Origin of the sequence: Bifidobacterium longum subsp. infantis ATCC 15697 = JCM 1222 = DSM 20088 (assembly GCF_000269965.1) — a bacterium.
In the GTDB taxonomy this organism is placed as follows: domain Bacteria; phylum Actinomycetota; class Actinomycetes; order Actinomycetales; family Bifidobacteriaceae; genus Bifidobacterium; species Bifidobacterium infantis.
In genome coordinates this window covers 737,745-760,975 of sequence record NC_017219.1, presented here as the reverse complement: position 1 = coordinate 760,975, position 23,231 = coordinate 737,745, and the positions used below count along the sequence as shown (strand labels likewise).

17 protein-coding genes are annotated in these 23,231 nt (G+C 61.6%); 2 read left to right on the top strand and 15 right to left on the bottom strand.

Translation table 11 applies throughout. The annotated features are described in order from the left end of the window. Positions 1–35 precede the first annotated feature (35 nt). The 5 genes from BLIJ_RS13420 to ileS form a co-directional block, all read right to left on the bottom strand. On the bottom strand, positions 36–863 hold the full coding sequence (locus tag BLIJ_RS13420; protein ID WP_012577055.1) for an alkaline phosphatase family protein: 828 nt from the start codon (positions 861–863) through the stop codon (positions 36–38). A gap of 70 nt (positions 864–933) precedes the next feature. Beyond that, positions 934–2,052, bottom strand: a complete 1,119-nt coding sequence (locus BLIJ_RS03335) for an ABC transporter ATP-binding protein (RefSeq protein WP_012577054.1) — start codon at positions 2,050–2,052, stop codon at positions 934–936. Further along, positions 2,049–2,975: an ABC transporter permease gene (locus tag BLIJ_RS03330; RefSeq protein WP_012577053.1), complete on the bottom strand. Its 927-nt coding sequence runs from the start codon at positions 2,973–2,975 to the stop codon at positions 2,049–2,051. The genes BLIJ_RS03335 and BLIJ_RS03330 overlap by 4 nt, the downstream gene beginning before the upstream one ends. Next, on the bottom strand, positions 2,963–3,328 hold the full coding sequence (locus tag BLIJ_RS03325) for an ABC transporter permease subunit (protein ID WP_012577052.1): 366 nt from the start codon (positions 3,326–3,328) through the stop codon (positions 2,963–2,965). The genes BLIJ_RS03330 and BLIJ_RS03325 overlap by 13 nt, the downstream gene beginning before the upstream one ends. A 448-nt stretch (positions 3,329–3,776) precedes the next feature. Beyond that, positions 3,777–7,088, bottom strand: coding sequence for a mupirocin-resistant isoleucine--tRNA ligase (gene ileS / locus BLIJ_RS03320; protein ID WP_012577051.1), 3,312 nt, complete (start codon positions 7,086–7,088; stop codon positions 3,777–3,779). Positions 7,089–7,604: 516 nt separating this feature from the next. On the opposite strand from ileS, the gene BLIJ_RS03315 reads away from it, so the two are divergent. Further along, positions 7,605–8,816, top strand: a complete 1,212-nt coding sequence (locus BLIJ_RS03315) for a MalY/PatB family protein (RefSeq protein ID WP_012577050.1) — start codon at positions 7,605–7,607, stop codon at positions 8,814–8,816. Between the two features lie 68 nt (positions 8,817–8,884). On the opposite strand, the gene BLIJ_RS03310 is transcribed toward BLIJ_RS03315, so the two are convergent. The 5 genes from BLIJ_RS03310 to BLIJ_RS03290 form a co-directional block, all read right to left on the bottom strand. After that, complete coding sequence (locus tag BLIJ_RS03310) at positions 8,885–9,853, bottom strand: dihydrodipicolinate synthase family protein (protein ID WP_012577049.1); 969 nt, start codon at positions 9,851–9,853, stop codon at positions 8,885–8,887. Positions 9,854–9,999: 146 nt separating this feature from the next. Further along, the gene (locus tag BLIJ_RS03305; RefSeq protein ID WP_012577048.1) at positions 10,000–10,854 is read right to left on the bottom strand and encodes an ABC transporter ATP-binding protein; all 855 of its coding nucleotides are present in this window, start codon (positions 10,852–10,854) and stop codon (positions 10,000–10,002) included. After that, the gene (locus BLIJ_RS03300; protein ID WP_012577047.1) at positions 10,851–12,995 is read right to left on the bottom strand and encodes a dipeptide/oligopeptide/nickel ABC transporter permease/ATP-binding protein; all 2,145 of its coding nucleotides are present in this window, start codon (positions 12,993–12,995) and stop codon (positions 10,851–10,853) included. The genes BLIJ_RS03305 and BLIJ_RS03300 overlap by 4 nt, the downstream gene beginning before the upstream one ends. A gap of 1 nt (position 12,996) precedes the next feature. Beyond that, positions 12,997–13,953, bottom strand: coding sequence for an ABC transporter permease (locus BLIJ_RS03295; protein WP_012577046.1), 957 nt, complete (start codon positions 13,951–13,953; stop codon positions 12,997–12,999). 151 nt (positions 13,954–14,104) lie between these two features. Continuing rightward, positions 14,105–15,673: an ABC transporter substrate-binding protein gene (locus BLIJ_RS03290; RefSeq protein ID WP_012577045.1), complete on the bottom strand. Its 1,569-nt coding sequence runs from the start codon at positions 15,671–15,673 to the stop codon at positions 14,105–14,107. A gap of 331 nt (positions 15,674–16,004) precedes the next feature. On the opposite strand from BLIJ_RS03290, the gene BLIJ_RS03285 reads away from it, so the two are divergent. Continuing rightward, on the top strand, positions 16,005–18,287 hold the full coding sequence (locus BLIJ_RS03285; protein WP_012577044.1) for a sialidase family protein: 2,283 nt from the start codon (positions 16,005–16,007) through the stop codon (positions 18,285–18,287). Between the two features lie 57 nt (positions 18,288–18,344). On the opposite strand, the gene BLIJ_RS03280 is transcribed toward BLIJ_RS03285, so the two are convergent. The 5 genes from BLIJ_RS03280 to BLIJ_RS03260 all read right to left on the bottom strand — a co-directional run bounded on the left by BLIJ_RS03280 (position 18,345) and on the right by BLIJ_RS03260 (position 23,098). Beyond that, on the bottom strand, positions 18,345–19,028 hold the full coding sequence (locus tag BLIJ_RS03280) for an N-acetylmannosamine-6-phosphate 2-epimerase (RefSeq protein ID WP_012577043.1): 684 nt from the start codon (positions 19,026–19,028) through the stop codon (positions 18,345–18,347). A 59-nt stretch (positions 19,029–19,087) separates the two neighbouring features. Continuing rightward, positions 19,088–20,032 (bottom strand): ROK family protein, encoded by a 945-nt coding sequence (locus BLIJ_RS03275; RefSeq protein ID WP_012577042.1) that lies wholly within the window; start codon positions 20,030–20,032, stop codon positions 19,088–19,090. Then, positions 20,029–20,940 carry a DUF4862 family protein gene (locus BLIJ_RS03270; protein ID WP_012577041.1) on the bottom strand — a complete coding sequence of 304 codons (912 nt, stop codon included), beginning with the start codon at positions 20,938–20,940 and terminating at the stop codon, positions 20,029–20,031. The genes BLIJ_RS03275 and BLIJ_RS03270 overlap by 4 nt, the downstream gene beginning before the upstream one ends. Positions 20,941–21,080: 140 nt before the next feature. Further along, positions 21,081–21,815, bottom strand: coding sequence for a FadR/GntR family transcriptional regulator (locus BLIJ_RS03265; protein ID WP_231837878.1), 735 nt, complete (start codon positions 21,813–21,815; stop codon positions 21,081–21,083). Positions 21,816–22,087: 272 nt separating this feature from the next. Further along, a complete protein-coding gene (locus BLIJ_RS03260; RefSeq protein WP_012577039.1) occupies positions 22,088–23,098 on the bottom strand; it encodes a LacI family DNA-binding transcriptional regulator in 1,011 nt (336 codons plus the stop codon). Positions 23,099–23,231: the final 133 nt, after the last annotated feature.

Sequence of the window (23,231 nt, the reverse complement as noted above, 5' to 3'; positions counted from 1 at the left end):
AAGTCCAGCCGCTATAAGGTCACCGATACCGTCTTTCACCGAATCGGTGTGTCAAGGTGTCGCAACATCCATCCGGCAATCTGTTCAGGACGCATGGACTCAAACGAGTACTGATCACTTGAGCGAGCTCCTAATCGCAATGCGCCAAAGAAGGAACGCCGTAGTACCGGATCGGCACCGCCGTGCCCACCTTCGTCAAGATGTCCATGATCAGTCGTAATGCACACCAACCAATCCTCGTCCGGATAATTGGACGAACGACGTTCGACTGCATCAAGTATTTCACCGACATGCTCATCCACACGGGATAGCGCGGATTCGTATTCCTCGCTAATACCACCATACAAATGACCAGCCTCATCCACCTCACCAAGATAGATGAAGGAGACATCGGCGGGATCATTACATATTGATATCACCGCAAACCGTGCAATTTCACTGTCGGCAAGACGGTACCCATACGTCTCACCATCGCGTACCACCAAACGGTGATGACAAGAGATAATCTGATCGTTGCGTGTTGCAATAACCGGACCAGGACCTGCAGGATCCACCAATGGGGGCCAACTTGAAGCGGCAACCGTTTTCATCATCGGATGAGCAACAGCCGCACGTGTCAGAAAATCGGGGCACTCGTATAAACGATTTCCACGGAAGGTGTTGTCCTGCACCCCATGCTGAGCATGAGTGGTGCCCGTAAGTATCGATGACCATCCCGGCCCTGATATAGTAGGCACTTCCATTGTCATTTCAGCCGAAGATCCATTATTGAGAATCCGATTAATATTCGGTGCGTGATTTTCTTTACGCACAATGTCAAGGCGTACTCCGTCCACACCAATAAGGAGAAGTCTTTGTTGCATAGAAAGTCCTTTCGCAGAATCCCGCGGATTCCGTAATTCGTTGTGACGATTTTTATCGGTAGAGGCGGAATTAAGCAACACACTCGACTCTTCGCGCTGTGCATAACATAGGCTCGTCGGCAATCCTCACCATTACCGAGCATCCCGGAGTGAACAGCTGTGCGTCCTTCGACGGCAAATCTACACGAAGATGCAATCCGTCACCCATGGCAACCATTACACTGGTGAATGCGCCACGCAATACAGTTGATGTAACCGTTCCCAATACAGCATCGTGATCATTGAGGTCATCATTGGCAATTTGCAAACGCAGCTCCTCCGGCCTGACGAACACATCAACAGGACCGGGGTTCAACGTCGCCGCACCGGCTGCTGCGTGTACAGGCACGCGACAACCAATCGTCTGTGCCGTTCCATCGGTCGACAACACGCCAGGCAGCACATTCATAGATCCGACAAACCCTGCTACAAACGCAGTGGCAGGCGAATGATAGATTTCTGCAGGCGTTCCAACTTGTTCGAAGCGTCCGTTGTACATAACAGCAATCCGGTCGGCCATCACAAGAGCTTCCTCTTGATCATGCGTAACCATTATGGTCGTGGTATGAGTTTCTAATTGCAAAGCACGGATTTCGTCCCGCAACTGCACACGCACCTTGGCATCAAGAGCCGACAAGGGCTCGTCGAGCAATAAAACTCGCGGTTTAGTGGCCAAAGCACGAGCCAACGCCACGCGCTGTTGCTGACCGCCTGATAGCTGCGCTGGATAACGATCTGCGTAATCAGCCAACCCCACACTAGCCAGTAGCTCAACGGCGCTGCTTTTCGCCTCTGTCTTGGCCACATGTCGTATGCTGAGCCCATACATGACGTTTTCGACCGCGTTCAAATGGGGGAACAGCGAGTAGGCTTGAAACACCAGTCCGATGTCACGACGATTTGTCGGCACACCGCTCACATCAACATCATCCAGTAACACTGAACCCTGATCTGCGGCTTCAAAACCAGCGATTATGCGCAGCAACGTACTCTTGCCGCAACCCGAAGGTCCCAGCAATGCGACTAACTCACCGGAATGAATATTGAGGTCAAGTCCATTGAGCACCTTCGTAGTCCCGAAGGATTTAGTCACATTACGCAACGTGACGGATGTCCCCTGTGGTAAAGAACTCACAGCAACTGTCGTCATTTGTTTTCCTTACTACTGTATTGTGCGGTTTTATGTTTGCCAGTTCCTCCAACCATTGACAGCAGTCCAAGCAGTATCCATGTGACCATAATCGTGATGAAGGCCAACGCTGCAGCCGAGTGCGGATGCGCAGTACCAACCTGCGAAAGAATCACAGGAAATGTAGTCTTGAGCAAAAGCTGAGCAATAGCAAATTCACCTAAAACAATTGCGCATCCCAACAACGATGCCGACATGATGGCACTGCGAAGGTTAGGCAGGATGGCACGCACCAACGTGGTAACCGCACCTGCCCCCAATGATGAACTCGCATCCCAAAGCGTGCGCACATCAACAACCCGAATGCCCGCATCAAGGGAACGGTACACGAATGGCATTATCACCACCATATAGAGAGGAACTAAGCCCAGCGGACTATTTAACGCCTGAGGCAGGATGATGCGATACAAAGGCCCCACAGCACTGACTAAGGCAATGGCAGGCACTACGTATGGCAACACGGAGAAGCCCTCCGCCACAGGCAACATCTGCGGTGCTTTTAAATGTAAAATTAACAAAGTTGGCAACATAAGCACCAAAGAAAGCAGACACGTCATTAAGGCCAGTCCAATGCTGAGAGCAATCGACTCACCAATACCAGGCATGTGAACAATCTCCATCAACGGATCAAAAGTGATGAAGGTGCCGGGCAAATGGATTCCGAACCAAAGCGAAGCGAGAAGAGGTAACAGGAAAAACACCGCGCAAACGCTTAATACTATTGTCTGCCCCACATACCTCGGATGGTTCCGTCGAACGTCGGAAAACGCATTTCCCGCAAAACATTTGGCACCACTAGCGGAATCGTGGTTCGTCTCGGCACCAATCCGCGATTCCGACTTTACTGACGAGACGGCCTTCGAATCAGTAGTCACTGCAGCCATTTCGCAGTTCTCCTTTCAAGCACAGAACGCATGATGAAGGCCACGAGGATGATGGCAATCATTCCGACAATGAGCGCAGCACCAAAATTCTCATCCACAAATACGTTGCCTGTCAGGAAGACGCCCACCATAATGGCAATAAGATTCGCCGACCCTCCGCTGAGTGCATAGGCAGTAGCATAGGCAGCAAAGGCATTGGCAAACAGAAGCAACATAGTGCCAATTATCGCGGGTGTCAGAACTGGAATGGTCACACGCATCAGCGTCTGCAAGGCACTGGCACCCAATGCAGCGGAGGACTCCGACCACTCTTTCTTTAAACCTAAGATAGGCGGCATAATGAGTACAGCCATCAAAGGAATCTGAATGTGAATTCAAAACGCATATTGCGGATAGTGAGTAACAAACATATGAACCAGTAATAAAGCCGTTTGCATGTGTTGAGCACTTGAAATGCTCAGTGAATTATTCGTCTTTGTACGAACACCAGAAAGCAAGCCCCTGTAAGTCCCGACATTACATCATGTCCAACCCCAAACACGAAGTTAAAAACGGAGATGGATTTGCGTGATAACCGGAATAACGAATGACGACAATACATCTTTAATCATGTGAGAGCGAAGAAACGCCATGTCCAAAATCTGTATGCCGACCGCATTGAACAGTTGAACGAATACCTGACGCAACCCTCATAGCATACCACGGAACAAAAAAGTGGTCCCGCCGCTAAACGGCGGGACCACTTCGTGCATTCCACGCGCCCGTGCACCACGCATCAGGCGCGGTCAGTCCGCCACGGCATCACGCCTTGGCAACCTCCACACCCAGCTCGGCGCCCTCCTTCACCTCGAAGGAGGAGGCCAGCGTCTCATGGGCGATCAGATCGCGGAACTGCTCGACATCGGCCACATTGGCGGCCGGCACGGTCAGCACCAGGGCGATGCGATCGGCGATGTCCAGACCGGCGTCCTTGCGGGCGTCCTGGATGGCGCGAATGGCGTCGCGGGCATAGCCTTCGGCAAGCAGATCGGCGTCAAGCGCCGTGTCGAGAATCGCGAAACCACCGGTCGGCAGGGCGGTGGACACCGAGGAGGCGGCCTCCGTGGCGTTCTCCTCCTCCACACGGTTGATCAGCTCATACTCGCCTTCGACCAACTCGAGATCGCCGGACGGCGTCGACACCACGGGGGCGCCGGACGTCGCATCGACATGCCAGTCGCCGGACTTGGACGCCTTGATGGCGAACTGGACCTGCTTGCCGAGGCGCGGGCCGGCGGCGCGGGCGTTCACCTTCAGCTCGTGCACGATCTTCAGACCGTGGGCGGCGGCATCCTGCAGCGTCGAGAACTCGATGTTCTTGATGTTGAGCTCGGCCTTCAGCAGCTCGTCGTAGGCTTTGACGGCCTCCACGTTCCCGGCCACCACGGTGAGCTTGGAAAGGGGCTGGCGCACGCGGATCTTGGCGGCCTTGCGCAGGGACAGGGTGCCGGAGACGACCTCACGCACCTTCTCCATCGCGTCCACCAGAGCCGGATCGTCGACCAGCACACGGCCGAGTTCGGTGTCTTCACCGGTCTTCTCGTCCACCACGAACGGCCAATCGGCCAGGTGCACGGACTCGCCACCGGTCAGACCACGCCACACGGACTCGGCTTCCATCGGGGCCAGCGGCGCAAGCACGCGCATGAACGCCTCCAGCACGGTGTACAGCGTGTTGAACGCGGTGGCATCCTCGTTCCAGAAGCGGTCGCGGGTGTTGCGGATGTACCAGTTGGTGAGCACATCGATGAAATCGCAGACCGCATCGCAGGCGTCGGAGATGGCGAACTCGTTCAGCGCCTTCTCGGCCGCCAACACCAGGCGACGGGTGCGGGCCAGCAGGTAGCGGTCCATCTCCGGCAGGCCGGCGACCTCGTCCGCACGCAGCTGGCGGGCGTCGAATCCGGCGCCGCCGTTGGCCGCATTGGCGTACAGGGTGAAGAAGTAGTAGGAGCTCCACACCGGCAGCATGACCTGGCGCACGGTGTCGCGGATGCCGTCCGCGGTGACGATCAGGTTGCCGCCTCGCAGGATCGGCGAAGACATGAGGAACCAGCGCATGGCGTCGGAACCGTACTTGTCGAACACGCCGTTCACGTCCGGATAGTTGCGCAGGTGCTTGGACATCTTCTGGCCATCGGAGCCGAGCACGATGCCGTGGCAGATCACGTTCTTGAACGCCGGCCGGTCGAACAGGGCGGTCGCCATCACGTGCAACAGGTAGAACCAGCCTCGGGTCTGGCCGATGTACTCCACGATGTAGTCGGCCGGGAAGTGCTGCTCGAACTTCTCCTTGTTCTCGAACGGGTAATGGAACTGCGCGAACGACATCGAACCGGACTCGAACCAGCAGTCCAGCACGTCGCTGATGCGGCGCATGTGCGACTTGCCGGTCGGGTCGTCCGGGTTGACGCGAACCAGGTTGTCGATCCACGGACGGTGCATGTTGATGTTGCCGTCCTTGTCGCGCGGGTAATCGCCGAAGTCGGCCTTGAGCTCTTCGAGCGAACCGTAGACGTCCACACGCGGATGCTTCGGATCGTCGCTGACCCACACCGGAATCGGGGAGCCCCAGAAACGGTTGCGGGAGATGGACCAGTCGCGGGCGTTGGCGAGCCACTTGCCGAACTGGCCGTCCTTGACGTTGCCCGGAATCCAGTTGATCTGCTGGTTGAGTTCCAGCAGACGCGGCTTGATCTTGGTCACGGACACGAACCAGGAGGACACCGGCTTGTAGATCAACGGGGTGGCGCAACGCCAGCAGTGCGGGTAGGAGTGCACGTAGCTTTTCTCCTGGAAGAGGATCGCGCGGCGTTCCTCCGGGATGGAGGCGAGCGGTCCGTCGCCGGCGCGCAGGTTGCGCAGGATCGGCAGGTTGGCGTCGAACACGAAATCGCCTTCGTAATCGGGGCATTGCGCGGTGAAGCGGCAACCCTCATCGAGCACGTCGGTGCTCGTGATGCCATGCGCGTTCAACGTGGTCATATCGTCCTCGCCGTAGGGGGCCTGATGGACCAGACCGGTGCCTTCGACGGTGTCGACGTAGTCGGCGGTGAAGATCGTGTAGCCGTTCGGGCCGGGCACATGGCCTTCGGATTCGGCCTCATCGCCCGAGAAGTACGGGAAGACCGGGTAGTAGCGGCGCCCCTCCAGCTCGTTGCCCTTGAGCTCGCGCACGACCTCGTAGTTCTCGCCGAGTTCCTTCTCGTAATGCGGCAGCAGGTCCTTGCCGAGATAGAACTTCTTGCCCGCGAACCTGCCTTCGGTCGGGCGCACCTCGACGTAGTCGATGTCGGCGCCGACCACGATGGCGAAGTTGGTGGGCACGGTCCACGGGGTGGTGGTCCAGAAGACGGCGTAGGCGTCCTCCTCGTCGCGCATCTTCACGGCCACGGACACGGTGGTGTCCTGGCGATCCTGATAGACGTCGGCGTCCATGCGCAGCTCGTGCGCGCTCAGCGGCGTGCGGTCCTTCGGGCAGTACGGCAGCACGCGGTACCCCTGGTAGGCCAGGCCCTTGTCGTAGAGCTGCTTGAAGGCCCACATCACGGATTCCATGTATGGAATGTTCAGGGTCTTGTAGCCGTGCTCGAAGTCCACCCATCGCGCCTGACGGTGCACGTAGTTCTGCCATTCGTTGGTGTATTTCAGCACGGAGGCGCGGCAGGCGTCGTTGAACTTGTCGATGCCCATCTTCTCGATCTGGTCGACCGAGTCGATGCCGAGTTCCTTCTGCGCCTCCAGTTCGGCGGGCAGGCCGTGGGTATCCCAACCGAATACGCGGTTGACCTTGCGGCCCTTCATGGTCTGATAGCGCGGAATCACGTCCTTGGCGTAACCGGTCAGCAGGTGGCCGTAGTGCGGCAGGCCGTTCGCGAAGGGCGGGCCGTCGAAGAACACGAATTCGTTCTGGCTATGGTCGCCGGAGGGGTTGCGTTCGATGGACTTCTGGAAGGTGTCGTCCTTGTCCCAGTAGTCGAGAACGGTCTCCTCCATGTCGGGGAAGCTGGGGTTCGGCGCGACGTGCGCGGTCTCGCCGCCCTCGTTCGCCTTGGGATATACGTTTTCGCTCACCGTAAATCTCCTGTTTGTACTGTGCACTGGTCCTACAGGAGCGTCATTGATGGCCGTCGCCGGGCGCCGACGTTCATCGGCCCGATCCACGGAGGTCACGCCGGGCCGCGAACCCGATCGTCAATCGTCTCGTGGCCGGAACCAACCGTGTTCCGCCCGGAACAGCCAATGCCTGACGTTCCTGCCTACGAGGACGATGACGGGCGCCGATATGCGCCCCGCACCGCGGTACCACCTCGCTTATCGCGTCGGCCGCCGCACCCCGAACCGTTGCGTTCGAGGCCGCGAACCCGCGCGACCGCTTGTGTTCGGCTGTTTCGGGCCGATCCCGTCGGTTCTACTGGGCGATTGCCGCCGTTCTTCCGAAGACTCCCCGCTGATAACGGATCACTGTCTGGTGACGGTGCACATCGTAACACGTCACGCGGTCAAATCGCCGCCCACGGCCACGGCACCGTCAGGAGCCCGATTTAGATTGAGACCAGCCACCACGGACCGAGAAAGGATTGTCGGACAATGACGTATGATTTCACGTCCATCATGAACAGGCATGGCATGGATTCGATCGCGGTCGACGGACTGGGCACCGACCCGGGATTCGCGCCGGACCCGCCACGCGAGGGTTTCGACGTCATCCCCATGTGGGTGGCGGACATGAACTTCCCGACCGTGCCCACGATCCCGCAGGCCATCATCGAACGGGCGAAGCATCCCGCCTACGGGTACTTCTCCCCCACCGACGACTATTACGGCTCCATCATCGACTGGCAGTCCACGCGCAACAGGGTCACCGGATTGACCCGGGAGGCGATCGGCTACGAGAACGGGGTCCTGGGCGGCGTGATCAGCGCGCTGACCGCGTTCGCCGCCCCCGGCGACGGCGTGCTGCTGCATAGCCCGACCTATATCGGTTTCACCCGGAGTATCGAAAACAACGGCTACCGCATCGTCCACAGCCCGCTCACGCTGGACGAGCACGGCGTATGGCGCATGGATTACGAGGATATGGACAGGAAGCTCAAGGAGCATCACATCCACGTGGCCGTCTTCTGCAGTCCCCACAATCCCTGCGGGCGCGTATGGGAGCGTTGGGAGATCGAGAAGGCCATGGAGGTGTACCGGGCCAACGACTGCGTGGTGATCTCCGACGAAATCTGGTCGGATCTGACGTTGGGCGACCACCAGCACATCCCCACCCAATCGGTCAGCGAGGACGCACGCAACAGGACCGTGGCGTTCTACGCGCCCAGCAAGACCTTCAATCTCGCCGGACTGGTGGGAAGCTACCACATCATCTACAATCCCACGCTCCGGGACCGCATCGTGGCCAAAAGCTCGAAATGCCACTACAACGACATGAACGTGCTTTCCATGCACGCGCTGATCGGCGCCTACCGGCCCGAAGGCCATGAGTGGCTCGACGAATTGAAGGCGGTGCTCACCGGCAACGTCGATTACGCCTACGACTACATCACCGGGCATTTCCAAGGCGTGAGTCTGTCCAAACCGGAAGGCACCTACATGCTGCTGCTCAACTGCGAGCAGTGGTGCGAACGCCACGGCCTGAGCCTGCCTGAGTTGGAGAAACGCGGCTGGGATGTGGGCGTCGCATGGCAGGACGGCGACATGTTCCAGGCCCCCTACAGCATCCGCGTCAATCTCGCATTGCCCTTGAGCCGCGTCAAGGAGGCCATGCGCCGCCTTGACCGGTACGTGTTCAACGCCTGATCGATGTGCCGGCGCGTCGGATCCCACGCGCCGGCACATCGCGGCGAGCCCACGGCCCGGGGCTTTCCTCAGCCCTTGACGGCGGTGGATTCGCTCACTTCGAGTGGCGTGCGAGCGAGCGGCAGTCCGCAGTCCTTAAGCACCGCGGCGATGCGTTCGACGTTCTCGCCGGCGAGCGGCGCGACCGGATTGGGCATCTGGTTCGTATCGAAGACGCCGAGCAACGCGAGCGCCGTCTTGAATGCGCCGACGCCGGCGCCGAACCCCTGCACACCCTGCACGACGCTGGTGATGCGCATGAGCGCCGCCATCTTGTCCTGTTCGGTGCGCACGGAACCCCAATCGCCTTTCCGGTAGGCGTTCCACATGCGCACGTATGCGGTCGCCTCCACATTCGCGAGTCCGGGGACGGAGCCGTCCGCGCCGGCCATGTAGGCGCCGTCGACGACGACCTCCTGCCCGGTGAGCAGCGTCAGCGGATGGCCCGCCTTGTTGTTGTCATCGACCAGGAAACGGAACGAGACATCATCGTTCGAGGAATCCTTGACGCCCGCAAGAACGCCGTCGAGTCCCAGACGCACGAGCATGTCGCCGGGCAGTTTCGTGTGCACGCACACCGGAATATCGTAGGCGAACAGCGGCAGATCGGGAACCGCCTCGTGGATGAGACGGAAGTGCCGTTCGACTTCGGCCATGCCGCCGAGCGCATAAAACGGCGCGGTCGCGACGATCGCCGACGCGCCGAGCTCACGGGCTTGGCGGGCATGTTCGATCACGCGGTTCGTTTCGGTGTCGATGCAGCCGACGAACACCGGCACACGACCGTCGACGATGTCAATCGCCGCGCGAATGATCTCCTCGCGGCGGGCATCGGTGCTGAACGCGACCTCGCCCGACGAGCCGAGCGTGAATATGCCGTTGACCCCGGCGTCGATCATGCGGTTGATCGAGCGGGTGAAGCTCGGCAGGTCGAGCTCCTGGTCTGCGGTGAGCGGGGTGACCGCCGGCGGAATGACGCCGTGGAATTGCTGTGCCATGATTGATCCTTTGTGTGTATGGGATATGGCGCGCCGGCCCATCGTCGAACGTGGTACTCGGCGTGTTGATACGGATGGTGGATGGGTGTTGTCGGTCCGGTGGCGCACGCCGCGTGAGACGCGCGCCGCCGGAGACGTGTGTGCCGCTATGCGCACTCCTCGGCCGTTGGATGCAGCAAGGACGGCGCGGCCGCCATGAGCGTCCTCGTGTAGTCGTCGACCGGATGGCGCATCACCTCGTCGGCGGTGCCATGTTCCACGATCGTGCCGTGGTTCATGACGATGACGTCATCGGAGATGTAGCGAATCGTCTGGATGTCGTGACTGATGAAGACCATCGACAAACCGAGCCGACGTTTGAGATCGCTCAACAGGTTCAGAATCTGCGCGCGCACCGAGACGTCGAGCGCGCTCGTCGGCTCGTCGGCGATGATCGCATCCGGGTTGAGCGAAAGCGCGCGTGCGATCGCCACACGCTGACGCTGGCCGCCGGAAAGCTGCCCGGGGAGGGCGCCGAGCACCGAGAACGGCAGACCGACCATGCGGATCAGCTCATGGGCGCGCTTGTCGCGTTCCTTCTTGCCGCCGAGATGGTGCACGGCGAGCGGATCGATGAGCTGGTCGGCAACGCTCATGCGGGCGTTCAGCGCGGTCGCCGGATCCTGGAAGACGACCGAGACGACACGGCCGATTTCCATGCGCTCCTTCGCGGTGCGATGCGTGACGTCCTGCCCTTTGAACAGCACCTGCCCGGACGTGAGCGACTGCAGTCCGCACATCACGTTCGCCGTCGTCGACTTGCCGCAGCCGGACTCGCCGACGATGCCAATCGTCTTGCCCGGCATGAGCTTGAGATTCACGCCGTTGACGGCGGTGATCCTGTTGCGGTGGAACAGGCCCGAACCCGCACGGGTCGTGAACACGACCTTCGCGTCCTTCAGTTCGATGATCGGGACGTTCTTGTTCTCATGGGGTTTCGTCAGATCGATGCGTTCGCTCATCGTGCGCCTTCCTTTCCGTCCCGCGGGTCTTCGGCAGCGGTGATCGTCATGTCGCCGATCTCGGCTTCTGCGGCTCTCGCGGAGTTCTCTTCGGAGGACTTCTCCACTTTGGCCGGCTCCTGGAGCATGTGTTCGTCGGCACGGGTGTAGTTGGCCGGTTCGGGCAACGGGGTGCCCGGCTGCGCCGCATAGAAGTGCCATGTGCCGGGCACACGGACCATGACCGGCCTCGTGTCGAGGCCGACGTCCGGATGCGAGGAGCGCGGAGCGAAGCGATCGCCCTTCGGGAAGTCGATCGGGCTCGGAACCGTGCCGGGCACCTGGTGCAGACGCGGGGCGCCCGCTTCGATCGACGTGACGGCGCCAAGCAGGCCACGGGTGTACTCGTGACGGGGGTCGGTGAGGATCTCCTTCGTCGAACCCTGCTCGACGACCTGCCCCGCATACATGACGGTGATCGAATGGGCGACCTTGGCCACGAGCGCGAGATCGTGGGAAACGAAGACCATGGCGAAGCCGAGCTTCTTGCGCAGCGAGTTGAGCAGATCGATGACCTGCTTCTGCACGGTCACGTCAAGTGCGGTCGTCGGTTCGTCGGCGATTATGAGCTTCGGGTCACGGGTCAGCGCCATGGCGATAAGCACACGCTGGCGCTGGCCGCCGGAAAGCTCGTGCGGATACGATTCAAGCGTGCGCTTGGGATCAAGGCCGACGAGTTCGAGCAGTTCCTCGGCGCTGCGCGTGCCGCCGCGCTTCGTCAGCTGCTTCATCTGCGTCTTGATGAGCATCGACGGGTTGAGCGAGCTCAGCGCATCCTGGTAGATCATCGCGATCTCATGGCCGCGGATCTTATTGTATTGGCGCTGGTCGCATCCCACGAGGTTCCTGCCGTTGAGCAGGATCTCGCCGCTGATTCTCGCCTTCGGGTCGAGCAGGCCCATGATGGCGAGCGAGGTGATCGACTTGCCGCAGCCGGACTCGCCGACGAGACCCATCGTCTCCCCCGGGCGTACGGAGAAGTTGAGGTGGTCGACGACGTTGACGTCGCCGTAGCGCGGGAACTGGATGCACAGATCCTTGACCTCGAGCACGGGAGGTTCGGTGCTCCACGGTTCAAGGCGATCGGTGCGCTTGAGTTCGGCGTTGCGCAGCTTGGTGAGCGAATCGACGAGCGCATCATGCTGCTCGGCGTAGGCCGCGACCGGGTCGGTGAGCAGACGGTCTTCCTTGCGGTCGGCAGCCACGTCGGCCGCGGTCTTCTCGACCGGGGCGGTCGGGGCCGCCACCATCGCGTCGGTTATGCCTTCGGACAGGATGTTCAGGCACAGTACGGTGATCATGATCGCAAGACCGGGGTACAGCGCCTGCCACCAATACCCGAAGATGACGCCTTCCTTCGCGGACGACAGGATGTTGCCCCATGTAGGCGTCGGCTCGGGGATGCCGGCATTGATGAAGCTCAGCGACGCTTCGAAGACGATCGCGTCGGCGACGGATAGGGTCGTGAACACCATGACCGGCGCCGCGATGTTGCGCATGACGTGCTTGATGAGAATCCACGGGGCACGCGCGCCGGAGACGATGACCGCCCTGACGTAATCCTTGCCGTACTCGCTGATGATGTTGGCGCGCACGATTCTTGCGATCTGCGGAACGTAAAGAACGCCGATCGAGATGATGATGCCGATCATCGACTGGCCGAGCACGGCCACGAACACTGCGGCGAGCGCGATGCCGGGAATCGACATGACGATGTCGATCAGTCGCATGATGATTTCGGAGACCCATGCGCGGCTCACGGCGGCGATCGCACCGATGATCGAGCCGAGGACGAGCGCGAACGCGATCGATGACAAACCGATGACGAGCGAGTATCGCGCACCGAAGATGACTCGCGTGAGCACGTCACGGCCAAGGTTGTCGGTGCCGAACAGGTGGGCGCCCGTCGGGGCCTGATAGCTTTCGGTGATCGCCATCGGGCTGTACGGCGTGATCACCGGAGCAAACACCGCCGCGACGACGAGCAGCAGGATCACGATGAACGAGATCTTCGATCCCAACGTCATCTTGTTGAAGCGGTTGAACCTGACCTTGGGTTTGGTCGCCGCCGCCTTGACAACTTCGTTTTGTCCGAACAGCATCTCACACCGTCCTAATCCTCGGGTTAATCAGCACGTAAAGCAGATCAACCACGATATTGATGATGATGAACGAGAGCGCCACGATGAGCACTACACCTTGCACGAGCGTCGGCTCGTTGCCGTTGATGCCATCGAACATCGCCGTGCCCATGCCGGGGAGCGCGAAGATGACTTCGATGACGATAGCGCCTCCGAGCAGGTAGCCGATTTTCATGCCCAACGTTGTGATCGGCGTGATGAGCGCGTTGCGGAAGACGTTGCGCGCCACGACGACGCCCTTCGGCACGCCCGCGCCGATCGCGGTGCGCACGTAGTCCTTGTCGAGCTCCTCGACCATCGACGTGCGGATGATGCGTGTAAGTTGGCCGGCGACCGGCAGACCAAGCGCAAAGGTCGGCATGGCCATGCGTTCGAGATAGGCACCCGGATCCTGCGAGAACGGGACGAGCGGACCCGCGCCGGGCAGCCAGGAGAGCTTGATCTGCAGCACGTAGATGAGCAGCACGCCGAGCCAGAACGACGGCGTCGCGATCGCGATGATCGAAAGGACGCGGATCGTCTGGTCCACCCACGTATCACGGTAGAGCGCGGCGAGCACGCCGAAGATGATTGCGATGACGACCGCAATGAGCAGTCCGATGAACGTGAGCTGCAGTGTGATCGGGAACGCTTGTCCTATACGCTCGGAAACGGAGTCCTTGTTGACGCCGTACACGCCCATGTCGCCATGGCACAGACCGACCAGATAGGACCAGAACTGCGACCACCAAGGCTTGTCGTAGCCCATCTCGTGCCGAAACGCCTCCAGCTGCGCGCCGGTCGCGTTCTCGCCGAGCGCGGCGACTGCGGGATCGTACTTCGAGAACGACATCAGGAAGAACACGAGAAAGATGACTCCGAATGCCATGAACGGCAGGGCGATCAATCTGCGCCCGAGAAGTCTGAGGAAATTACTCATGATATGTCCAATGGTGAAAGAATCGGGAATAAGGGAATGGGGAAGACGGGCCCGTCCACGGATCGCGGAGGGAAGGGGAACGAGATGAACGGGCCTGTCTTGGTATCAGATCGTCAGGGAAGGGTTCTGCGCCATCGCTCCTTTGCGTGGCTCACTGTGCGACTTTGGCCTGGACCAGGTTGAGACCCGTCGTGCCCATCGTCTTGTATTCGTCGAAGACACCCTTCTTGACGGCCGTGCTCACCTTGCGGTGGAAGAGCGGATAAAGCGGCACCTGCTCGGAAAGCAGATCGAAGCACTGGTTCCAGTAGTCCTGGCGCTCGGCATCGCTCGACGCGGACAGGGCCTTGCCCATCAGGTCGTGCAGCTCGTCATAGCCTTCCGACCCCTTCCAGAACGTGCGCTGCTTGGTCCAGACGTTGTCTCCGTACCACCAGTTCATCAGCAGGTCGGGGTCGTTGCCGAAGACCGAGGGATCGCCCGGGGCGAGAACCATCGAGAAGTCAGCGCCGTCCTTGTCGGTGATCGACGGATACAACGCCGACGACTTCATCGACTGGATATCCACGTCGATGCCTGATTCCGCAAGATCGTTCTTGATCTGTGGGGCGAGCTGCGTGACCCAGGTCTGGTCGGTCGTGTACAGCGTGGTCTTGATCGGACCGTTGACGCCTGCTTCCTTCAGCAGTTCCTTGGCCTTCGCGGTGTTCTTCGTGTAGACGTTCTTCGCCTTATGGTAGTTCGCGAAGTTCTCGGGCAGGAAACTCGTGACGGTCTGCGCCTGTCCGGACAGCTGGTTGTCGATGAGCTTCTTCGTGTCGATCGAGTAGAACACGGCCTGACGCACGCGGGGGTCGTCGAACGGCTTCTTCTTCGTGTTGAACATGATGAACGCCTGGTTGAAGCCCTGCACCGTCTGGATGTCGGAACCCGAGGACGTCAGCGTCTGCACCGCCTTCGCGGGCACGTTTTCCATGACGTCCGTCTTGCCGGCCTGCATCGCGGTGACTCGCGCGGTGTCGTCGACGTTGACGTTCCAGACCATCTTCTTTGTCTGGGCCGGATACTTGCCGTTGTAGGCGTCGTTCTTCTCGAAGCTCACCTGCCGGTCGGTGATCGCCGTGTACTTCCACGGCCCGGAACCGGTGGGCATCTTCTTGAGTTCGGCGTCCGACTTGCCGGACGGGACGATCGGGATGAGCGCCAGACGCTTTTCGAACATCGGGAAGGCTTCCTTGAGCTTGAAGTCCACCTGGTTGTCGCCCTTCGCCTCGACGGAGTCGATGAAGTCGAGCATCGAGATGAACAGGCTGCCTTCGGCGGTCGAGCGCTTGTAGGAGCTCACGACATCGGACGCCTTGACGGGCGTGCCATCGGAGAACTTCGCGCCGTCACGCAGCGTGATCACGTACTCGGTGTCGGAGACCTTCTGAGGCGCGCCTTTGGCGAGCGCCGGGAATGTCTTGTAAGTCGTGTAGTCAAGCGCGTACAGCGGTTCGACGACATGCCAGTTCGCCGACATCGGCAGCGCTCCGGACGTCGTGTTCGGCATGAAGTCACGGCTCGCGTATGCCACTTCCGTCGTGATCGTGTCTGGAATCGAGGTGCCGGTGGCGCCGGCCGTGGCGGACGAGCCGCCGCAGCCGGCCATGGCGACAACCATGCCGCCGGCCAGGATGGCCGCCACGGCCGCCCTGACCCTTGCATTAATCTTGACCATTGAGATCTCCTCATCGTTGAGAATGTGTCATCGTGCGTCCAACTCGACGATGGTCGACATCGACAATCGTCCAGGCCGGCCGGACCGCCAATCCGCCGTGCCTCCGTTTCTGGGCTGAACTGGGTTTAATGATAAGACGTCTGACGTCTTATTTCAAATATCCCGACCCGCATGTCGCCGACCACGCGCCACGCAGGTGCGGCATCCCCCGACGTGCGCTACCATTGAAATCAGACGTCTGATGTTTCCCGTTGGTTGGATACCATGACTTCAGATGTCCCATTCATGGCACGGCATATATACGGGCCCGCTCAAAGGAGAGTCATTGACCATGGCAGCATCCAACCCGATCAGCTGGTCACAGCGAACATTCCCCTCACCCGAAGGCACGATCGCGTGCAGATTCCGCGCACACGCGGACGGCCGCATCTTCGATGCCGTCAATGGATCGGCGAATGACGCGCCGCTCCTCATATGCGCCATCGAACATGACGCTCTGCGCGTGCGCGCGACGACGCCACGACAGCACGTCGATTTCGACATCGAGGACACGACGGGGATAGCCGACGGCGCCATGCACACGTTCGCGCTCACATTCGGCGAGTTCGGCACGCGCGTCTACCTCGACGGCTCCCAGTGCTTCAGCGGCACGGCGAACCTGTGCCCCACGACGCTCACCGGAACCGAGGGGTCAGGCCAAGGCGCGATTCGCCTCGCGGGCCCGTCCATCGACGTGACCGACATGCGTCTGCATGCAATCCCCCTCACCTCCGAAAGCATCGCCGCCTTGACGCCGAGACCCGCACCGGACATCGACTTCGCCGCGGCCCAGCTCGCCCCGCGAGATGTGCGCCGCGTGCGCACGCTACGTTCCGGCACGATCTTCATGCATTTTCGTGTGCGCGGACCCCGCCAGTACGGCACGCTTCTCGCCGCCGGCGAGCGCGGCGAGGAACGCCTCGCCGTCTCGATCGACGACAACGGCATCACGATGACGGCCGCGGATGGCCTGTATGAGCCATCCACCTACCATGCGCGCGGCGCATGGGATGACGGCCGATGGCATGATCTGTCGATTCGTTCCGCGCGTGGCGCCATCGACATGTACGTCGACGGCTGGCACGAACTGCATCAAGCGGGACAGGTGTTCTTCGGCGACTGGCCGCAACTGGATGAGGTGGCCATCGGGCAGAACACGGAAGGCGTCAGGCTCATGGGCGAGGTGCGCAACGGCGGCGTCTTCACGACCCCGCTCACCGACGGCGCGATCCGCAGGCTTTCGGACGCACCGGCGCTAACGACGACCGCACTGTTCGACAAGGGTTACCACGGATCCGTGAGTTATCGCATCCCCTCGATCATCCGCACCCCTCATGGCGTGGTCGTCGCCGGCGCCGACCAGCGCACCGCGATTGCGAATGACGCGCCGAACCACATCAACTTCGTCATGCGCAGGTCGCTTGACGGTGGCCGCACCTGGCTCGACATGCAGACCGTGATCGCCAATCCGGGCGAAGGCGTCGACGGCGCGTGCACAATCGACTCATGTCTTGTATGCGACGAACGCAATGGCCGTCTCACCGTCCTCATCGACCGCTTCGCCGGCGGCGTCGGGTTGCCGAACAACACGCCCGGCACCGGGGTCGACCGGCACGGGCGACCGTGCCTGTACGATCGCGCAGGCACACGCTATGTACTCGCCGATGACGGCACGGTGCTTGACGGCGGCGGCGAGCGCACCGGATACCGGGTCGACGCGCACGGCAACGTGACGCACGAGGGACGGGCCTCGGGCAACATCTACCTCAAGGAGGGCGCTGACCCCGACGAATCACTGCTCATCGAACGCACGAGCTTCATCATCGAACTGCATTCCGACGATGACGGCGAGACGTGGAGCACACCACGCAACATCAACCACATGATCAAGGAGGATTGGATGCACTTCCTGGGCGTCTCGCCCGGCAACGGCATCCAGCTCCAGGCCTCCGAACATCGCGGGCGTCTGCTCGTCCCGTTCTACTGCACCGGCGCCTCACTCAAGCATTACTCGGGCGGAGCGCTCATCAGCGACGATGGCGGCGACACATGGCGACGTGGTTCGATGATCAACGACGGCCGCATCGTCAACGGCACCGCCGTCGACCCGAAGAACATCCGGGACGATGACGCGACCACGCACGAATCCGTGTTCGTCGAGCGCGCGGATGGCACCGTCGTGTGCTTCTTCCGCAACCAGAACCATGCCGGGCGCATCGGCGTCGCGCTCAGCCACGACGGCGGCGAGACATGGGATGACCTGTACTTCGACAAAGACGTCCCCGACATCTTCTGCCAACCGAACGCCGTGGCCTGCGCGCCGCGATCGGACACGATGGTGTTCGCGAACGCAAGCCAGATGCTGCCGTATCGCGGCAACGGGGTGCTGCGGCTGAGTCTGGACGGCGCACGCACATGGGCGGCGCATCGCTGCATCAACCCCTATCATTACGGCTATCAGTGCATGACGATGCTGCCGGACGGCGAACTCGGATTACTCTGGGAGCGCGAGACCGCGGGATTGTACTTCACCACGCTGCCGTTGAGCGTATTCGGCGCGGCCGAAACGCACTGAGGGCGTGTTCGGGAACACGTGTGCGACGCATGTTCCCGAACATGCCCCCACCGGCCGTTAATGGTCGAGCCGGGCGGCGAACCAGCGCGTGATCGACGTCGGATGGGTGATCGCCGTGCCGACGACGGCCGCCCACGCGCCGCGGCTCATCACGTCATGCAGCTGTTCGGGCGTATGGATGCGGCCCTCGCACAGCACAGGCGTATCGGGGAACGACGACACCATGTACTCGAGCAACTCGAGATCGGGGCCGTCGGTCTTCTCCCGTTCGCCCGTGTACCCGGAAAGCGTCGTCGAGATGATGTCGCTGCCCGCATCGACGGCGCGGCGCGCATCGTCGAAGCTGCCGCAATCGGCCATGACCGTGACGCCCTCATCATGCAACGCCTGCACGGTCTGCGCATAGGTCCGCCCGTCCGGGCGCGGCCGTCCCGTCGCATCCAAGGCCACGATGTCCGCGCCCGCCGCCGCGCAACAGCGCGCATGACGCAGCGTCGGCGTGATGTACACGCCTTGCGAACCGTCCTTCCAGATGCCGATGACCGGCACGTCCACCTGGCCCTTTATCGCTGCTATGTCGGCGAGTCCCTGACAGCGGATGCCGACCGCGCCGCCCTCGACGGCCGCCATCGCCATCTGCGCCATCGTCTCCGGGTGGCGCAGCGGTTCGCCGGGGTACGCCTGGCAGCTGACGATGAGTCCGCCTTTCACACGTTCGATAACCGGATTCCTGCTCATCATTATGTATCCTTTCCTTGCACAGAGTATGCCGGCCGCCGCGCCCGAACGCGACGGCCCGATCAACCGACGACGCGACGGGACGCGACGGCCGCGCCGATGAGCGGCGCGTCGCCGCCGAGCTCGCCCTCACGCATCCGCACATCGCGCAGCAACGGCAATGCGGAACGGGCGAACCCATCGCGCAACGCATCCCACCACACCGGCCCCGCATTCACGACCGACCCGGAGACGACGATGCCGTCGGGATCCACCAGATTCGCCATGCCTCCGATGCACGCGCCGAGCGCCCGGGCGCTGTCTTCGATGACCGATGAGGCAAGCGCATCGCCATCCGCCGCAAGCGCGGCGACGTCGCCGCCATTGCGCACCGGTTCGCCACCGGCGCGCATGTTGTACAACGTCGCCAGTCCGGTGCCGCTTGCGACCGGTTCGACATGCCCCTCGACGCTTCCGCACGAGCACGGGACCCCGGCACCGAGAGCGCTCACGACATGTCCGGCATGTCCCGCCATGCCATGCGCGCCGAGGAACGGCACGCCGCCGACGATGATCGCGCCGCCGATGCCGGTGCCCACGCCGACCGACAAGAGGACACGGGCGCCACGCCCCGCGCCGTAATGCGCTTCGCCGAGCCCATGCGCGACGACGTCGCCGACCATATGCACCGGCAGATCGGTGATCGCGCCGAACGCATCGTAGATCCGCTGGCCTTTCCATCCGGGGAGCAGATCCGTCGCGGCGATGATCTCTCCGGTCTCGCCGTCGGGCACGCCGGCGGCCGCGATGCCGATGCCGCACGGCTCTATGCCTTGGGCACGCGCGCGGTCGAGCTGACGGCGCGCGGACGCGACGATGCGCTCGCGCACGGCGTCGCCTCCCTGCGAGGCGTGTGTCGGCTCCTCATCGCGCAGCAACACGGTGGGAGCGGCATCGCCGTCGGACAGCCGGACGAATCCGCTGGCGATCTTCGTGCCTCCGATGTCGAATGCGAGGAAATCGCTCATTGTTCCACCGCCTCATGGATGTGCGACAGGTAGCGCACGCGCTCGTCGAGCGTCGCGTCCCGTGGCACGCACACCTTCGCGCCGACATAGGCGATCGGCCGTTTCTGCGTGTTTGCGGCGCGCATGCATTCGGCGATCGCATCCGCATCCATAAGCGATGTCGGCTCGTCCGGATTCATCGGCAGATGTCCGTCGATCCACGGGTATCCATAGATCGTCTCCTTCGGCCCCGCTCCCGAGAACATCAGTCCGGTAAGCGCGTCGGCGTCGGCGCACCGGCGCACGTGTTCCAGCGCGGTCCGCGCGCTTCGGCCTTCGACCGCGGACCGTCCCCAGTTGACGGTCAGTCCGATTCCCAGCTCCTTGCACAACGCGATCTCGTCGTCGAGGCGGAGGAAGCCCTTTTCCGGCTCCTGCCCGTCTATGTAACGGTCGCAATGTTCGATGACGAGTCGTGCGCCGCTCCAATCCCATGATGCGAGCAGTCGCAACGATTCCTCCATACGATCGGCATCGGCGACCCGTCTTGGTGCGCTGTGCAGTTCGATGTAGGCGATGTCCTGCGCGCCGCGGACGCGCGCGACGTCGGCGACGGCGCGTCGCAGGTCCTCGAAGAATCCGATCGCATCGCGGCGCCCGGCCTCCTGCGGGCTGGCGAGTCCGAACCACGGATCCTCGTTCATGCGCCGCATCGTGCCGGGGATGGCCGTGACCGAGTTCGTGTGCCAGTGGGCGGGCAGGTGTTTGGCGAGCCAATGGCGGTCGTCCTCATTCGCAAGGTCGCCGGGGAACGGCAGTTCCGTCCCGCGGACCCATGACTGCTCGCCCAGCAGCATGTAGTACAGTTCCTGCGACGGACGCCCCTGCGGAAGCGACGCATACGCGCCAACGATGAATTCCGGCTTCATATTTCCTCCTCGAAATATGAAATGGTTGAGACATGTACATCCCCGATTATACATCAGACATCTGATGTATATCAGTGCACCGCGCCTCGTGTCGGGCGGCGCATACGGATCGTGGACCGATCCCACGCAGCGCCCACGCGTCAGCGCACGGGGAGGTGTTCGCGCAGTATCGATTCGATCGGCCGGTAATGCTCGCGCACGGCCTCACGGTACATCTGGGCGTCGCCGGCGATCGCCGCATCCAGCATGCGACGGTGCGCCTCGGCCGTGTCAAGCATCTTCTCCGAAGGCGCCAAGCCGATCTGCGGGAGTACGGCCATGTGCACGAGCCACAGGGAATGCACCATCTGCTTGGCGATGGTGTTGCCGAGCGGATCCAGCAGTCCCATATGGAAGTCGATGTCGGCATACAGGAAATCCTCGCCCCGTTCGGCGGACGAGACCATGGCGTCGACGAGCGCATCGAGCTCGGGCTGTTCCGTCCCCTTGACCTTCGCGCACACCTCATCCGCGCATCCGAGGTCGAGGAACCTCCTCAGCTCCACGACGTCCTTCAGATCGTCGAAGTTCTTGCCCACCGACACCATCGAGCGAAACGCCAGCGTCTCCACCATGGGGTCAAGGGACAGCGAACCGACGAATGTCCCCCTGCCGTGTTCGACATTGACGATGTTGAGCCCTTCGAGCTTGCGCACCGCTTCGCGCACGGACGAACGCGAAGCGCCGACGGCCTCGCACAGTTCGATCTCCGTCGGCAGCAGATCGCCCGGCTGGAGCCGCTCCCGCAGAATATACGATTTGATCGCGTCCATCGTCACATCGCAGCGGCTGCGCATCGGCGTCCGCTGCTGCAACGCACCGGGCTGCAGCCGCATGATCGTGTTCTCCTGACTGCTCATTGCGGTTCCTCCAAAAACCATCGCACCGCGCCGTCAAGACGCCCCACCACCGTCACGCACACCGACCTGACGCGGGGACGGCGACGCCCACGGCCCCACCATCCTCGTTCGTTGTCGGCGACCCCGCAACAGGGACATACCGGGCGATCGACATTAACCGCCCCTGACAGACGTTTCACGCACCAGCATAGGCCCGCACCGCCCCATCGGCAACCACGCAGCCGTGCGTTGCGGGGCCGTCCGTACGCTCATCGCACGGGAACGAAACTGTCCCGCACCACGAGGGTGGTGGAGATGAACGTGTGGTGCCGCAACGTGCGTTTGCTGGAGATGGCCTCGGCGAGCATCGTGATCGCCGTGTCGGCCAGTTCGTTCTGGTCGATGTCGTAGCTGGTCAGCGTCGGCGAGGTGTATTGGGCGATGGACTGGTTGTTGATGCTGATCACGCTGGTGTCGCGCGGTACCAACACGCCCGCCGCGGTGAACGACTGCAATACGCCGACCGCGATCGAATCGGCGGCCACGATGAACGCATCCGGCATGTCGTCGCGGTGGTCCTTGACCGCCTGATGGCCTAGGACACGTCCGGTGTCCACGGTGAAGGCGCCCTGCGCATAGATCAGCCCCTCCGTATCCAGCCCCAGACGCTCGGTCCAGTTGCGGAATGCGGTCAGACGGCCGTCTTCGGGGTATTCGTGCAGGCCCATCGTGAAGCCGGCGCCGCCGATGTAGCCGATGCGGCGCTTGCCGGAGGCCATCAGCACGTCCAAGGCCTCCAGGATGGTCTGCCCCAGGTCCGGCTGTACCGAATCGAACAGGCTGGGCGCCGGGTTGATGTCGATGAATACGCCATGGGGCAATGCCAGGTGGAGCTTCAACAGTCCATCCGAAGAGAGTACGGACGGTCCGATGGAGATGAAGCCGTCGAAATCACCGGCGTTGGCAATCAGATTGTCGATATGGGAAAACGACGTGAGTTCCATGTGCTGGGCTCTGGCATTGTCGCCAAGCACGGACCGCAGTTCATCGAAATAGGCGTCCGCCAGTTCTTCCTCGCGGGTGGCGTTGTCGAGTACGGCCACACGGCGTGGCAATGCGATACGGCGTGATCCGGTAGCGTAGCCAAGCTGCTCGCTGACCTCGATGATGCGCCGTCGCGTCTCCTCTTTGACGGACAATGTCGGGTCCCCATTGAGCAGCCGGGATACCGTGGCCTGCGAGAAGCCTGATCTCTGTGCGATTTCCTTCATCGTGACCATAGTTGAGCCTTCCACGCCTCAGTACGTAACAATACGCAGTATTTCAGTAAATTACTTTACTACATAGTGTAACTCACGTCATCCCGCTGTCTATTGAGAAGTGCAACGCCCTTGTTCGTTGGTTAACTCTAGC

Bases quoted from the DNA above. Each gene is read 5' to 3' on its own strand.
- BLIJ_RS13420 (WP_012577055.1), bottom strand. From the start codon at position 863: ATGCAACAAAGACTTCTCCTTATTGGTGTGGACGGAGTACGCCTTGAC.
- BLIJ_RS03335 (WP_012577054.1), bottom strand. From the start codon at position 2,052: ATGACGACAGTTGCTGTGAGTTCTTTACCACAGGGGACATCCGTCACG.
- BLIJ_RS03330 (WP_012577053.1), bottom strand. From the start codon at position 2,975: ATGGCTGCAGTGACTACTGATTCGAAGGCCGTCTCGTCAGTAAAGTCG.
- BLIJ_RS03325 (WP_012577052.1), bottom strand. From the start codon at position 3,328: ATGGCTGTACTCATTATGCCGCCTATCTTAGGTTTAAAGAAAGAGTGG.
- BLIJ_RS03315 (WP_012577050.1), top strand. From the start codon at position 7,605: ATGACGTATGATTTCACGTCCATCATGAACAGGCATGGCATGGATTCG.
- BLIJ_RS03310 (WP_012577049.1), bottom strand. From the start codon at position 9,853: ATGGCACAGCAATTCCACGGCGTCATTCCGCCGGCGGTCACCCCGCTC.
- BLIJ_RS03305 (WP_012577048.1), bottom strand. From the start codon at position 10,854: ATGAGCGAACGCATCGATCTGACGAAACCCCATGAGAACAAGAACGTC.
- BLIJ_RS03300 (WP_012577047.1), bottom strand. From the start codon at position 12,995: ATGCTGTTCGGACAAAACGAAGTTGTCAAGGCGGCGGCGACCAAACCC.
- BLIJ_RS03295 (WP_012577046.1), bottom strand. From the start codon at position 13,953: ATGAGTAATTTCCTCAGACTTCTCGGGCGCAGATTGATCGCCCTGCCG.
- BLIJ_RS03290 (WP_012577045.1), bottom strand. From the start codon at position 15,673: ATGGTCAAGATTAATGCAAGGGTCAGGGCGGCCGTGGCGGCCATCCTG.
- BLIJ_RS03285 (WP_012577044.1), top strand. From the start codon at position 16,005: ATGGCAGCATCCAACCCGATCAGCTGGTCACAGCGAACATTCCCCTCA.
- BLIJ_RS03280 (WP_012577043.1), bottom strand. From the start codon at position 19,028: ATGATGAGCAGGAATCCGGTTATCGAACGTGTGAAAGGCGGACTCATC.
- BLIJ_RS03275 (WP_012577042.1), bottom strand. From the start codon at position 20,032: ATGAGCGATTTCCTCGCATTCGACATCGGAGGCACGAAGATCGCCAGC.
- BLIJ_RS03270 (WP_012577041.1), bottom strand. From the start codon at position 20,940: ATGAAGCCGGAATTCATCGTTGGCGCGTATGCGTCGCTTCCGCAGGGG.
- BLIJ_RS03265 (WP_231837878.1), bottom strand. From the start codon at position 21,815: ATGCGGCTGCAGCCCGGTGCGTTGCAGCAGCGGACGCCGATGCGCAGC.
- BLIJ_RS03260 (WP_012577039.1), bottom strand. From the start codon at position 23,098: ATGGTCACGATGAAGGAAATCGCACAGAGATCAGGCTTCTCGCAGGCC.